At 39.0% G+C, this 15738-nt stretch carries 8 protein-coding genes and 1 pseudogene; 3 read left to right on the top strand and 6 right to left on the bottom strand.

The annotated features are described in order from the left end of the window. Positions 1–116: 116 nt before the first annotated feature. The 6 genes from AWJ19_RS16415 to AWJ19_RS16440 form a co-directional block, all read right to left on the bottom strand. The gene (locus AWJ19_RS16415; protein WP_068725271.1) at positions 117–3662 is read right to left on the bottom strand and encodes a hypothetical protein; all 3546 of its coding nucleotides are present in this window, start codon (positions 3660–3662) and stop codon (positions 117–119) included. Between the two features lie 111 nt (positions 3663–3773). Beyond that, positions 3774–4850, bottom strand: a complete 1077-nt coding sequence (locus AWJ19_RS16420) for a hypothetical protein (RefSeq protein WP_068725273.1) — start codon at positions 4848–4850, stop codon at positions 3774–3776. Between the two features lie 663 nt (positions 4851–5513). Beyond that, positions 5514–6656, bottom strand: coding sequence for a DUF3800 domain-containing protein (locus AWJ19_RS16425; RefSeq protein ID WP_068725275.1), 1143 nt, complete (start codon positions 6654–6656; stop codon positions 5514–5516). Between the two features lie 1076 nt (positions 6657–7732). Then, positions 7733–8575 carry a hypothetical protein gene (locus AWJ19_RS16430; protein ID WP_068725276.1) on the bottom strand — a complete coding sequence of 281 codons (843 nt, stop codon included), beginning with the start codon at positions 8573–8575 and terminating at the stop codon, positions 7733–7735. Positions 8576–10306: 1731 nt separating this feature from the next. Then, the gene (locus AWJ19_RS16435; protein ID WP_068725278.1) at positions 10307–13207 is read right to left on the bottom strand and encodes a hypothetical protein; all 2901 of its coding nucleotides are present in this window, start codon (positions 13205–13207) and stop codon (positions 10307–10309) included. A 116-nt stretch (positions 13208–13323) separates the two neighbouring features. Then, positions 13324–14067 carry a hypothetical protein gene (locus AWJ19_RS16440; RefSeq protein WP_068725280.1) on the bottom strand — a complete coding sequence of 248 codons (744 nt, stop codon included), beginning with the start codon at positions 14065–14067 and terminating at the stop codon, positions 13324–13326. A gap of 322 nt (positions 14068–14389) precedes the next feature. Between AWJ19_RS16440 and AWJ19_RS36710 the strand changes: the two genes are divergently transcribed. The 3 genes and pseudogenes from AWJ19_RS36710 to AWJ19_RS16455 form a co-directional block, all read left to right on the top strand. Next, positions 14390–14533, top strand: coding sequence for a transposase (locus AWJ19_RS36710; RefSeq protein ID WP_068725282.1), 144 nt, complete (start codon positions 14390–14392; stop codon positions 14531–14533). Positions 14534–14618: 85 nt separating this feature from the next. After that, positions 14619–14792 (top strand): annotated as a pseudogene (locus AWJ19_RS36715) (hypothetical protein); the annotation flags it as partial. Positions 14793–15077: 285 nt separating this feature from the next. Continuing rightward, positions 15078–15738: IS256 family transposase (locus tag AWJ19_RS16455; RefSeq protein ID WP_128083623.1), on the top strand; the 661-nt coding region annotated here is incomplete at its 3' end.

A 15738-nucleotide genomic window follows, 5' to 3' on the forward strand; every position in this document is an offset into this window, starting at 1 on the left:
GAAATAATAATTAATATGGCCTACACAATCAAATATTTAATTGTGTTTGTGTAGGCCAAGTAAAAATAAATTACAGAGCTCAATTATAATGAAATCATCAATTTTTGTAGCGAGTTCTATTCATAATTAATTATTCCATTTTCTTGAATAATACGTTGTGCCTCATTCTCATATGTTGCTGATAATTGTCTAAGGGTTACTGCGAAACGTTGGTAGCCTGAATTCTCAACATCCTCAGCCTTTTGCTTGTACTGCATAGAAAGCTCTAATTCAGGTTTTGCCGTAGGATCTACCCAATGTGCACCACGTGAATTAAAAGCTCCCGAGCTATATCCACTCCTCATATCTTGCACTTCCCTATGATTCAATTCTTTTGCTACAATATGATTTATCCATAAACCATCAGGGTCTGAAGGAGCATAATTCAGCACTTCACCTACTTTAACAAGTGCTATTTCTAGATGGCCAGACTCTGTACTCAATTCTTTAACTCGCTGAAGCCAATCAGAGAATAATGCACCATCAAAACTTCCGTTCTTTTGTGTACCTGGAACCACACTCCAATTTCGAAGTAAGTGCCATGCATTATCAACAATTGCTTTTTTCTGCTCAGTTAAATCAAGTACAATATTGCTTTTATTAGAGCGATAAACCAACCCAATAATTTCACAGAAAAAATCAGGGTCACTGGCAAGTGTAAACTCAAGCGTTTTAGGTTTCCCTCTATTATATCTGTCTAAAAGCTTTAAGTACGCCCACTCCAGATTAAATAGATCAGCCTGCGGAATTTCAGATGAATTCTGAAGTACTTTAATTAATTCTACGATATTAGAAGAATTCATTAGATAGGATGCTTCAGAGGAAGAAAGAGCTGACATTAGAGCAGTTACACATTGATTGAGATTCAGCGTTTTCTGCTGATGAAGTATTGTATGCAAACAGTTAATAGCGGCATACGGTCTTCCATAATCTAATAGCTTTTCTATAGCAAATTCTAAATCTCCTCTTACAACGTATGGATTGAAATCAACATTTGTCCAATATTCAACTTCTGAGTTTTTTAACCACTGTGATGCTCGAACCCATACCTCATTTGTAAAAGGCAAAAAGCTTAAAAATTTCGCGATTTGCTTAGTACTCCAACTGTCTTTATCAATGACATCCACCCAAGCCCATCCGTAAGTAAATTGGCGGCGCCAGATGTAACCTCTAACAAAGCTAATATATACATCATCATCGGAATCTAAATATTGAGGGAATAATTTTGCTTCTACTTTTGCTTCATCAAAACTCCCCAAAGCCTCTCCTACCTTTATGGGTGATTGTACTTCTTTAACAAACTGCATTATTTTATCTACTCCATACAAATCAAGGATTTCTTTAATTACTTCTTTTCGTTTTTTATCCAACTTTCCGATTTGCTCATCCCAATCATCTCTATCATCGAAAAGATCATAATCATTTTCAGCAAACAAATGCCGATAAAGCTTAAGCGGATGAACTGGGGCGAGTTTTGATGCAACTACTTCAATTAATGAAAGTAGGTCATCTTTTAATGACCACTCTGCATCAACAAAGGAACGATGCTTATTTATAAAAATTAGAAGCTTATCCCATAAAGGAAATCTTTCATCTTCCGAAAGCGCTAGAATTTCCTCTGAAGAAAGTACATTAAGCAGCTGATCAAACGCACTTCTGGGAAGATTGTTTAAAAGTTCAATAGCTACTATTAGTTTCGTTGTATCTAATCCTGCCATCGAAATAAGCATCTCGGCATAAAACGAAACTTGCTCCCAATATTCAATTTGGGTAACGTCATTTTTCCATTCTTCCGGGATAATTTTTCGCCATTTGGGCTTGTAAGTCCCTCCTGAAGTTGTCTGTTGATCTGGAAGTAGTTCAATAACTAGTTGCCATGCAACATCTGGACATTCATTAGATAGTAATCGTACAGCTGCTTTTCGCTTCTCAATTGGAGCAGTTGTTTGAGGAAACCATGGTAATAAAATTGTCGATAGTGAGTTATCAGGCCGGTTTCCTGAATTACCGCCAGGATCAAAGGTAGCTAATTCGCCAAGGATAGCACAAACTCTTATTAAATATTTTTCATCCCAAGCTAACGCTTCTAATGCCCACAACAAGCCAGTCAAATAATTGTTTCCAGTTATACCTTGACTCTCTTGTAAAAAAAGCTCTGCCAGCGGACAAGGATTAGCAAGCAATGCATTCTCTACTGAATACAAAAACTCTTCAGGAACAGCTTCTGCCAAAATCGGTAGTAAGTTATTTAAACTCCCCCAAAGTTCCCACTTCAAATATTCATGGAATATTCCACGAATAGATAAGATTGCTGTTACATTAGCCTTATCATAAGAGCAGTTAATTAATGAATCACTTCTATTCCCGAGAAGCGCCAAACTATCTGCTAAGTTTCTTCTCAAGATAGAAGAATAAGTAAAAACTTTCCCGTATATATTTGCTGCAAATCTATTTTCCGGAGGCAGTTCAAACGCAGGATTTTTCTCCGTTAATACTGTTACAATTATTTGAGTAAAGGTATCAAGATCACTATCATAGATATGTGATCCGAGTGTATCCCATAATGAGACTCGATCAGAATCAGAAATTTTCCAAAGACCATTTTTCAGTGAAAGCGGACTATCTTTTATTTGAAGTAATTCTCTGGCTTTTATTATAAAATCAGCGTAGTTGTTATTAAATAATAAATTTATAATATCAATATCTGCTTCATTCTTTTCTTCCCAAGCTCCAATTAAATTTACTAGTGCAATAACACGTGCGTAAGTATTTTTGCTCCAGTCAATATTCGATTCCTCAGGTGATATTATCAAGTCTGCTGGTATGTAGGTAAGACTTGGTTCTTTAAAAACATCTTTTAAATCTTCTGGTATTCTAGCAAGAGTAATTGTTCCTGCATTCTGGTTCCAAGTTTGAACATAATCAACAATACGCGCCCAAATAAATTGTGGGTTCGCTTTTTGGTACTGAGAAATATGTGAATGGAGTAAGGATAGTACAACGCCTTCTTCGTTCCCAAGATCATAGCCCAATACATAAAAATGATTTAAAAAAGCATACAAATCAATCTCCGAAACTTCCTGATCATTATTCGCTAACTTTAGATGATGCTTGAATACCTTTAATTTCTCTTCACTTTTTGGTGGGCTGAAATTTGTTCTAGTTACTTGTCTCTCAAATTCATCAATATTTTTAGTGCATTTAGCTTGATTTAACAGCCATTGAATACTATGAAAATCCGTTGCATTAAGTGGTCCACAGATCAAAGCAATAGTATCTTTACCTTTTGTAAAGATTTTAGGGTTATTAAAATCAAGCCATGCTGCTCGGATCACTTCTGAAAACACAGTGTTTTCTTTAGTTATGTTTATTCTATGCTTAATCTGTCCGAGTAATTTCCGCTTCTCCCTATGATCTGGATTTTGAACAATGACAATTAAGTCATCTGTATTAAATCCATCGATTCTACCTTGCAATTTTATTTCTGTTATTGGCCAATGAGGTAAGCAAGGCATGACTCCTCCAGTTAGCATCAAAGCAACAAAAGAAGCTTGAACATGTGCTTCAAAATGTCCCCCTCCATTACCGGTAGAAAAAGGATTACTGAGTTGCTTCTCTTTCATAATACCCCGTCCTTTGTATACTATTGGAACAGATACAGAACTTAAAGTATTTCTCATCATGCCCATGAGTTAATACTATTGGATTAGTCCATAGTGCACATTTATTCACGCCTATTCGCTAAATACCTCTTCAATAAGATTGCCTTTGAAAGCATCAAGAATAAGGTCGGGATCATCAAAAAAGTGTAGTATCATCTTTGCCCAATCTAATACGCTAATTTCGCCTTCGACGAGCCATTGCTTAACATGCAAATTTGCATGGGCATTTATTTGCTGATTTACCCGTACTTTATATTTTTCGTTGTTATAAAAATTAAATGACCCATCTATATGGACAAATTTATTAGTTAATGGATTGAATATAGAATGGAGATACCTCGTTACAAACAATTGATTTTCTTCTCTTCCATGAATGTCCCAAAGCTCTTCGACTTCAATCCATCGTTCCGAGTCCTTTCGATGGGAAATTCTGAATTGAACTTTTTTCATAGTTTCCGGACTATATACGCAAAAGAATTCACTGGTTCCAGAATGGATAGGGAACTGGATGTTGTCTAAGTTGATTTCTCTCCCTTGATACACCTCAAAAAAGAAGCGCGTGAATGGTTTGTAGTGTTCCTTTTGTAAAGCTATTGTCTGGTCTAGCCTCAATGAAACGGTATTATTGTTTGTCATTTGCTCAGTTAGAAGCATAATGAGTGGTGGTGGTGCTGCTGCGTCCCTTCTCGCCCCATATAACGGACTGTAATAAAAAAATTGCTTTCCATGAAAAACACCTTGATGATTGGCAGAACTTTTATCATTAAGCAGCACGACTCCGTATTTTGAATCTGCGTCATCTGGAAGTGTTTCAAGAGGAACGGTGAAAATTTCGTAGATATCAAGTGTCTTATTTAAAAAACTTAGTATAACCAGCTCAGTTTCTATGCTTGTCTCGTCCAGTAAATAAGCAAGATATGGATCAATATTCCATAAATATTTAGCAACATCTTTTCTTAATATGTTATTTTGCTCCATTAATTTATGAATTTCATCAAATGCTGGTTGAATGAGATCTCTATAGCCAATATCATCAAGATATTCGCGCTTCTGGGGAACTTCATAGTATGCCATCCCCATTGAAAATACGAAATAGATTGCTTTTTTTATTTCAATCTTTTGTTTTAAACTCTCAATAAAGTCAATCACGGTCACTCTCCCCCTTTATATAAATAGAATGAAACCAAATTAGTGTATCTTTTCTTGCTCATCGCTTTTTAAAACAACACTATTTGCTCAGTTGCTGTTTGTATACTTCCTCGGAAAAGCCCCAATCCGTTCCATGGACTGAAATGAAATCTTCAAATGTTAAAATTTACATTTCTCGATGACCAAATACATCTCTTAGGAATTTCTTTTTCCTTTATTAAATTTGAACATAAATCAATTGGTTCTTGATTCGTCGATGTATTCGTAACTTCACGCCGATAATAGTTTGATGGATAGCTGTCTTTTATTATACTCTAGGTAACACCCTCTTGTTATACCGCCTTTCCCAGTTTCCCCGCGCCCACTGCGCCCGGCTATTCTCCATTGATACCGGTCCACCCGTTTAGGCTACAATAGCCCTGCGATCCGGCGGGCGGCTGACCGTTGAAAGTTCTCTTATACAGTCTTAACAAATTGTGGAGGAAAACAAGTATTACAAATCATGTTCTATATTTTCCCGTTCAACCAGAGAGGTCCATGTTTAGTATGATATTTAATAAAAGCAGCGGAAGTTCAAGATTTGATAATTAACTCTTAGACTCCCGCTGTTGTCAAAGTAAACAAATCGTGAAAATTATTATACTTATTCCTTTTGAAAATTTATTATTTATTCAAAGCTAAAGGGAACTCTGCATCGATAATGCTTAAATGATCCTCACTTGAAAATTCAGCATTTTGGAATATTGCTGATAAAAAATCTGTTAGAAACTGATATTCTCCATATAGGTTCCATAATTTTATTCCCACGTCATTGAACATATCATATAGATGTGCCAAGAACTGAAAAACAATTATAGAATTATCATCAATTCTCTTTTTTGTAGCAATTTCTTGAAAAGTTTTTGAAACAAATCCACAGAGCAAATCAGCTGCCTGAATGAGTATTTCGTCTTTAGAATTCAGTAACATCAATGAATCTATATGTGGAAAATTTGATAAAAAAGGTTTACTATCGGTTCCAAAGATTGACGGAACGGCTTTGTGCAAAAATTTTGATCTCAAATCATTGAAAACATCATCATAATTTCTTAAATTATCATGATATACAGACACATATGATTTTTGCATAGCTGAATAGAATTCAATATTTTTCAGTAGTTCTATCAACATTGTGCCTGTAAGAGCAATATGCCTCATTCTAGTACCGTTGCTTGTTAAAACTTCAAATTCTTTAATCATCTTTGATAAATTTTCATCGGATAAGCTTTTTAATGTATCAGCAACTTTTTCTTGATTTTGATCCTGAAAAATCTGAATAAGTTGCTCATTGATCTTTTTCATTAAATCTATTGTAACAGTACCGTTTTTAATTAAAGTTGAGAAATTCTGCATGACTTGCTCATCTTGAAATATGCATACTGCAAGAGCTTTTTTAAGTTCTACAGGACGGCTTAAATAATCATTTACATTGGGATTGTAGTCACAATCAAAAAAAGTTTCCACTATCTTTGCTGCTATCATAAACTTTTTATCTGTTACACCAAAAAACGGGAGGAATCCGAATTCGATCACTAACTTCTTAAAAAGATTATAGAAACGGTACGTTCCACTTTTGCCTTTCAGAAAACTTTTCGCCTTTAGTTCTGAACCCTGTATTGAAGCAAGAATGCCATTCAAATAATTTACAGCCTCTTCTTTTCTATCATCTGGTACAAGCCAACCTCCATACACAAAGTATGGTTGAGTTTTGTCGTCCCAATTAGTTCCGGTATTTCCGCTTTCATCAATATAAAACGAAGCGTTCACTGTAATCCCTCATTTATTATTCTAATAATCGTTGCCATACATAAAAAAATATAAATTTTTTCCCCGCCTATAATAATAGTCTTTCTAAAAATCATCCCAAGTGACTTTCATCTCAGAAGTGAACTTTAATGTCTCTATTTCATTTATTGATAATTTTTTAGCTGCCGAATATTGTAAATACCCTTTGCGTAAACGATAACCAGACTTTATTTTATCAACATAAATAGGTATACTAAACTTTTTATGTTGGTGATAATAAGTGACTTCTTTTTCAATCTCTACAATCGACGGACTGTTTGGGGCTAGCTTGAGATCAACAGCTATATTAATTTAATTCGGGGCGATGCGGAAAATTTGGACTCCCGGCAATACTCTATTCATATGAATCCGCTTCTTTTCAATTACTCAGTGACTGAAAAGTATCTCTCCTCTACAGAAATTCGACTTCTAACCTAGCTTAATAACAACTTTGATCAGCTCATCTATACGTTTGGCTTAGTTTTAGATGATAATCTAATCGGCAATAGTACCATGTTCTTGACCTTTTTCGGCAAATAAGGGATCAAGTTCTTATCCTGCGAAAAGCACAAGAACTTGATCCCTTAAAAAAGAAAACCCGCGCTAGGTACGGGTTTTAATAGGACAGAACCATAGCCTTTGTTGACAGAAGTAACTCTGACATAGGGTGTCCACTGTCGGTTAAGGATCAGTTCCACCGCAGAAACCGTATCTGGAAAAGCTCCTGCAGGCCCATGAAACGCAAATATTAAGTAGGCTTATTTCAGTGCTAACGACAAGATATCCGCCCGGCGCAGTCAGGCTAACCATCATAAGACGCCGGACTGAGCGCAGGCATGCGGCTCCGGAAGAGCTCCTTCAATGCTACTCTGCATATCATACCTGCGCCGCTGTACGCTGTCCTGCCCTCCTAAAGCTAAATCCTCTAAAATTTCTATTTTTCTGTTGCCTGAATAAACGCCTGACTTGGACATAGAAATAGAAAAAACTCACATTCAACTTGTCGGTTTATTTAATAACCCAGCGGCGTTCTGAGTACTCTTTTTGGGCCGCAAAAATTAATCTGTTTCTTCGCTATCCTCTGATGGATCTTCATCTAGAGCAAAATCGGATAAGAGTGTCTGGCTTGGAATTGTATAGTAGAATTCTCGTTCATTCCCATAAATAACGTCATCTTCAATGTTCAGACTGTTAATCCATCGAACGATAATTTTACGATCATGCCGATTTCGAATGGCATATTCAATATCGCTTTCAAAAGCCGGTATCGAAAAATTGTCCATAGTTTTCGAGAACATGTCATTGATTATATAAATATTTTTGAAATGCGGATCGTGATTGGTAGTCTTCCCGATGAATAAATGGTAACCGCTAATATACATACCATCCGTCCCAACCTGCAAGGTAATGACCTTTCCGATGGTGTTACCCATCAACTTGGCATCCACAAAAAAACGACGGTAATACTTCATCAGCACATGCCTAAAGTCATTTTCCTTTAAAATATCAGCTATGTCTTCCCACGACCAAACGATCACCTGCATTTGATTGGTCGAAAGCACTGCAGCAGCCTGCTGCAATTGGGTATCTCGTTTCGCAGTAGTGGCAATGATATAGGTGCTGATGGCTGGATTAAATCCTGCTGTACCAGCTACTTCTTTTGTAACGTCTTGAATGGTCAGTTTCTTTCCAAACTCTTTCACCTTACACTGAACACCAACCCATTCCAATGTATCCTTATCACGGCCAAACACATCAATCGAATTCTGCGCCTGTCCACGGGTGCCGTTCAGTAGCACCCCATCCGGGTTTTTTAAACGTACCCGCATTATATCTTTGAGCAAATTTTCAAAGACTTTTTCATCCTCGATCGGCGGTAGTTGATGACTGTCAACGTTCATCTAGATCTCACTCCACATATTTTGTCGTATATGAAGTCCCCTGTCATTGCTCGAATTTCAACTAAAACGTTGATTCATAGTTAGAACAGAGTCCTTCCAAACCTATCGGTGAACAGCCTCCGGGGGGCGCCGGCAGGTTAAAATGTACTACATTCTCCTTTTTATCAAATAAAAAAAGAATTCGATCAAATAGCACCCAAGAATTTACTTCCACCAGATAGCGTTATCCCAAGAAGGGTCTTGTTTATTGATTGCTTCAATAAATCGTTTTGCAACCGCCGACAGTATGTCGTACTCGTCGCTTGTACAATATTGCTTAATCTGTTCCATCAGTTTGAGGAAAACGATCCCGAAGAGATCACTTTCGTCACATGGAGAATTGCCCTATAGGTTAAGGCTATGAAAGCGATAACAGGCAGGTAAAGGCACTCTAATGAGCTATTGCTTCCTTCGTTACCTCAACCGGACAACATCAATACATTGGACTACCTAACAACTGTTCAGTATCGCCAAGAAGCCCTTAAAAAGGTTGTCTGATTTACTGTTGACAATCCATCTTTGTTTTTCATTCATATCAAGTCCCCCTTCCATCTTAACAATAAGAGTTGCAAATATACGTGCTTCAACAAAGTGGGACAATGATTAACAGCAATTATAGTTACAAAATTTTGAGTTAAAAACCTGAAGAGTACTAGTTATTCCCTGGACAAAGCAATCTGTGCTGGCGAAGTTCAGTTGGCGTACACGGCACATGTATTGTATGGAAGAAAGTAGGTGCCAATTGCATTACCAGCGGGCTACGCTGTCACTGTTAATGTCCGGGTAGCTACCAGATAAGTGATGCTACATCAGTCGGCCATCCCGCGCGCATACGATACTTCTCCCATGATAGTAGTGGTCCAAGCCATCAATTACGTATTCTTCTGATCAGATCTTTGAATCCTGTTATACAGAGGTCTGTAATATTGAATAGCGGCACGTTCGAATCCTCTTAATGCCGCTGTTACTAGATACTGATATAAAGTTAAATCATCATCTGGTATGTCCAATTCCCACCAGGGAAACTCTTTGATTCGAACCCTTGAATAACGATGATTCAAAAAAATTGTGGGGAGTTGGTGGTGTGTTCTTTTGTTTGAAGAAAATAAGGTATTTGACCAGAGTTGTTGCTTCTACCAAGCCATCTGTAATGAAAATCGTCAGGTAATAATAAATAAGTAGTAGACTGAGGCACAAAGAAAGTGCCCAAAAGGAATCGAAGAAGAAAATAAAGTATTAGACAGAAGCACGCGCTGTCGCTGGCCGACGTAGCTGGTTGCCGATCACGGCGCCCGGCGCTTTCGGAGAACCAGGAGCGGGAGCTGAAGCATGCGAAGCAGCTGGACGGCGTAGACGATTGCCGATCGTGGCGCCGAGTCTAATACTTTATTTTCTTTCAACACGTACCACACTGGGCCATTTTCTTACCGAGGGCGTCTGGGGGAGGAACCGCTGATTCTCTTAGGCCACTGTTCTCGGTTGTTCCGACCAGTCCTTGAATCATTTGATTGATTTATAGGACAAGACATTCACTTTCCCGGACAGCTCTGTCTATACGAAAATGGACCGGGTTTGTACCTTGCTCAGCTCTAACCTCACCCGCCTCATTTAGTTCTTAAATCCATTGATTCCTGGGGAGCACGCTTTTATTTGCACCCTCTTTAGATTCAAGTCTGCCTTAGACCTGTTAAATCAATAGTGATCTAAATCTTCTCTTAGTTCAGCCCTTATATCCTCCTGTTGAGCCTCCCTGTTGTATTTGTCAGCGATAGAACGGAGTAGTGCAGTTGTACGCGGCCAACGTGCACTAGAGATATTTGCGTAACCATTATATCTATCGGCAAGCTTCTTCTCCTGTGCCCCTCCCTCAGTTGTACTTCTACTTACAACTCCCCTACTGTTATAGATACCTAGAGTAAATCCTTTTTCGAGGTTTGTGTTGCTAAACTGCTCTATAACATCTCGAACGGCTTCATGTGGCCATGCACCATCGTCCCCAACAATTGATGCACTTAAGACTTCACCAACATACTGAGCCCCAACTGTACTTCTCCCCAAATCAAGAGTGAATTGTAAAGAGTTGCTAACCCAATCAAGTAACTCCTGCCTGTCAACACTGTTATCTTCCTTAAAACCTGGTACAGTGCGCCATGATTTCAAAAGGTCATAACCTTGAGATGCACGCTGACGTTCCTCGTAGGTAGCTTCTTTCGATTCCTCATTCTCTGCGTTATAAACAAAAGATATTACTTCTGCAAAAAAGTTAGGGTTACGTGCTAATTCACGATGAAGAAGTTTAGGAGCATGGCCGTATCGATCTAGGATAGGGAGGTATGCCCATTCCAAAGATGCTATTTCCCCTTCTTCAATATCATTAGAATCCTCCAATTTCTGAAATAACTCAGAAATATGGTGGGAAAATGAATTAGAGGGCAAATTGTCTTTTAGTGATACATCAAGTGTTTTTCTCAAGGTCTCCACTATTTGAGCGGGTTTGGCAATTTTTATGTGTAATGCTAATAATTCAATTGCGGAATAGGGCAAAGTATATTGTAAATACTTGTGAACCGCTTTAACTAACCCTTTATCATTTATAGAATACGGGGAACTTAATGACCAGTATCTTTTCTCAACCTCATTTCCTGATTGCTGTACCAAACTCCAGGTAGTTTCATTAGAAGGTAAACATATTAATATTTCTGCTTTTTTATTTGCCTCCCATTCTTTGGAAACTTCAAGCTTCCTTACTGCCCAGTCATTTCCAAGAGTTTTAACACTACCTAAAATATATCCACGAGCGAATTGTGCGAGTTTCTTATCAGGTGAGTCCAAGTAATTCAGAAGAAACCTATCCTCTTCCATTTCTATCAATCGGATTTCTCCAAGCGTTGAACCCAACTGAAATGGATGTTCGACATTTGTGATGAGATCAATTACTTCCTCAATACCAAATCTTTCATATATATTATTTAGTGCATTTGCCCTTACTTCGTGAAGTTTTTTTCCACGCTCTTCCCAATCCACTTCACGCCCTTCTGGTAATTCAGGCCGATTACTAAAGAGCCAACTATAACGGGGGGCTGGTTCTTGCGGTTCAAATTTATGAAAAACTTCTTCTATACTATCTACTATTTTTTCAGGAAGAGCCCAATCTGCATCAGGGAAAGAGCGATGCCTCGATATTTCTTTTCTGAGTGCGTTCCAAATCAGCGCCTTATCTTCTGACCCAATGTCTATAGCGCTTAGTCTATTAAGTTCATTTAAAACAACATCAAAGTCCTCTAAAGATAACATTGGTAAAGCTTTAATGATTTCATCCCAACGTTCGCCTGAGTCTCCTACTTCCGTTAATAAGAGCTTCACAATCTCATGGGTTATTTTGTCATACTCTGCTACTAAAACGTTTCTCTTATGATCTGGAGCCCAGTCCCTCCATTTTGGCTTAGATGTATTGTGTCCTACGCCATGGAACTGTGGTAATAACCTACATAACAAATCCCAAGTAATATTCGGTTCCCTTTTTAAAAGTACTTCAAGGATTTGAAGACGTTGGTCAACAGAAGCAGAAGTTTGCGGATTCCACGTCAAAAATATTTCACGAAGACTATTATTAGGTCTATTCGTTAACTTTCCACCAGGGTCCAACTTACTTAGCCTAGCTAGTAATATTGAAGCTCTACCAAGGTATTCTGGATTCCAAGCGAGTGTCTCAAGTGCCCAAAGTAGCCCAGTATGAGGAGAAGAACTAAACATTGCATCTTTTTGATCGTTAAAAAGCTTTAAAATTGCCTCCTCATTTAATATTTCGTCTTCAAGTGCTTGCAGAAACTGTGTTGGCGCTGCCTCTGCAAGAAGTGGGAGGACAGAGGATAATGTAGACCACACTTGCCAACTTCCTTTTGAACTATTAAATAACTCATAAATAATAGTAGAGGCATGAGTCCTCAACGATAAGGTAGGATGAAAAGAATCCTCCTTAGATCCCATAAACGCTAGTGTATCAGCTATATTTTTTATGAAAAGTCCTGAATAATTAGATGAATGACCAATTGCCCCTGCCATCCACTGCTTCTCGTTAGGCAGATCAAATTTAGGATCAATTGTAGTAAGAACTTTAAGAGCTACTGATCTAAATTTTTCTATATCTGTTGGGGTAACGTAACGAATCAAGAGTGACCATGCATCTTCTTTTGAAATTATGTACCATGCGTCTCCTATACGACGGACAGGAGGGTCAGATTCGTTTGCCCATCTTACTAGCGATTCAGTAAGATCATCGTAAGAACTATCTGCTAATTCAATGAGAGCTTCTTTATCACCTTCTTTTGTTTCATTCCAAGCACCTGCAATTAATAATGGAATAAGAGATCGTGCTTCACTTGGCCGTGCCCATAGAGGCTGCCTTATTTCTGGACTAAGACCAGCCTGTCGACGAAATGTAGTAAGTCCTCTTCGGGCTAAAAGTCCGAGTTCACGCGAGTAGTTTTCATCTATTCCAATTTCAATTAGGATTTCTGTCACTTTATTACGGGAAAGGCGTGGGATCTTCAAAGCGCTTGACGATGAACTATCGGAACCCCCCAAAGGTATCATGATGTGATGGCCATTCCTAATTGCACGGCTTAAACCTTCTGAATCAAAAGCAGGAATTAGTATAAGGTTATTTTGCGATGATGATAGATAAGTCCACGCTTCTGAATTATTTACCACTATTGCTTTTGATAGAAAAAATCCTTTTCTGTTGAGGGAAGCAGACTAATAGCGGCAGCAAATAAAGCTATAGCTTCATCACGTGTTTCTGCTTGTAGCCTTAGTGGAGAATTTGAATTTTTCAGCCATTGATATATTTCTGCTTTGATATTTTCACGCCCTGCTAATACCATTTCTGAAGAGATAGCAGGTTGGGTTTCCTCCGACCAATCTGTCCAATAACTACCTAGATCAGTACAGTTTTGCGGGTGCTTACCTAATAGTATAGACAACCAAACATGAACTGTAGGATTTTGGCTTAACCACGTTTCAAGATCATCGGCATCATAAACACGAACTTCCTTCCAAATCCCTTCTTTTTGCCTTTCTTCAGTCCATTTATCTTTATCTCTCCACCGCCTAGGTGTGATAAAAACATATGAGGTTTCTTCAGGAATCATAAATAAAGGGTTTTTGCTTCGTTTCTCGTAATCGTCATCAGCTTTCCCTTTGACAGTTCTGTTTACCCCCATTTCCCACACTGTTGTTCCTTTTGGTATAAAACTACTGCTTTCCTCGGCAATAGTAATACCATCCCATCCGCCAAGACTCACTCCTTCACCTGCAGCAAAGCTAATTTTTTCAATGTGATCACTACTTGAGAGTATTAAACTTCGAATAAGCTGAGGAAGTACGGATTGTGAGTCACGTCTATCTGCCCATTGGACTAGATCAGTTGCATCAACTAGTAATTTAGAATGCATAAAAATATTCCTCCTAATCTTATAAACTCCAACTGAGATCATTATACTAAATCAAACTTAGTTTAACTATTTGATACGTAGTAAAAACAATGAAACATAGCAACACTCACCAAAAATAGATGCCAAATGATAAAGCGAAGATAGGCGTTTTCAAACTCCCCTATGCCCATAGTATCCTCATGTGTCGGATTAATCTCATAAGGAATACCCTCCAGACAGTCCCGGATGACTGCCCATTGCTCTAACGTCATGAGTCTGTAATATATTGTGTAAACTCTCAAACCCATTAAAATGGAAGTAAGAGAAAGGTTGGGGAGAGCACATGAGACTTTGGTCACAACAGCAACTTCGGGAGTTCATTAAGGAGAACAATCTTGTCAGTGCACAAGATGCACAAATTGCCTTGAAAGACCTGTTTGCAGAGACGATTCAGGAGATGCTGGAAGCGGAAATGGATATCCATTAGGGCTATGAAAACATGAGGTGAAGGCAAAGCTCACTCCAAAAGTCGAAATGGAAAGAGCCGTAAAACGGTAGTCAGTGAGTACAGCGAACAGGAAATCTTCATTCCTCGGGACCGGCTGGATGATTTTGAGCCCTTGGTCGTCAAGAAGCATCAATCCAATGTAGCTTCCGGCGACGTCCCTGACGCGCCGCCGTCATTGATGTGCCAAATGTGCCTAAACCTGGTCTTGTCAGTGTACCAGTACAAGCTTGAGGACTAGCTGCAGCTTCTTCACGCTGTTGCTGCCGTCGCCGCCGATATGCAGATCGGGCCAAATCTGTGGAGCCGGCAGTGGAACGACTAGAACAAACCAGCAGCGTGGAACTATTGTAGCTGTAATACCGAGCCGGCACAGTTCGTCCGTCGGCTTGTTTGGAAGCAACCAGGTGTGTAGGGCTGCAGCAGCTGGCCATGCTCCTGATCGCTCAACTTGAGTCTGTAAAATATATTGTGTAAACTCTCAAACCCATTAAAATGAAAGTAAGAGAAAGGTTGGGGAGAACACATGGGACTTTGGTCAAAACAGCAACTTCGGGAGTTCATTAAGGAGAACAATCTTGTCACTGCACAAGATGCACAAAATGCCTTGAAAGACCTGTTTGCAGAGACGATTCAGGAGATGCTGGAAGCCGAAATGGATACCCATTTGGGCTATGGAAAACATGAGGTGAAGGCAAAGCTCACTCCAAACAGTCGGAATGGGAAGAGCCGTAAAACGGTAGTCAGTGAGTACGGCGAACAGGAAATCACCATTCCTCGGGACCGGCTGGGTGAGTTTGAGCCCTTGGTCGTCAAGAAGCATCAATCCAATGTAACCGGCATCGAAGAGCAAATCATCGCCTTATACGCCAAAGGAATTAGCACCCGGGAAATCCAGGATCATCTGGGACAAATGTATGGCATTGAGGTCTCTCCTACACTTATTTCTAATGTCACGAACAAGATCGTACCTCTCATTAAAGAGTGGCAGAATCGGCCTCTGCAAGGCGTTTACGCCGTTGTCTATCTGGATGCGATCCACTTCAAAGTGAAGCAGGACGGGGCCATTATCAACAAGGCCGCCTACATGGTCATTGGCATTGATCTGGACGGAAACAAAGACGTGCTGGGTATGTGGATTGGGGAGAATGAGTCCTCCAAGTTCTGGCTGAGTGTGCTGAATGAAC

The sequence above is a fragment of the Paenibacillus sp. DMB5 genome, assembly GCF_001517085.1.
Classification (GTDB): domain Bacteria; phylum Bacillota; class Bacilli; order Paenibacillales; family Paenibacillaceae; genus Paenibacillus_AQ.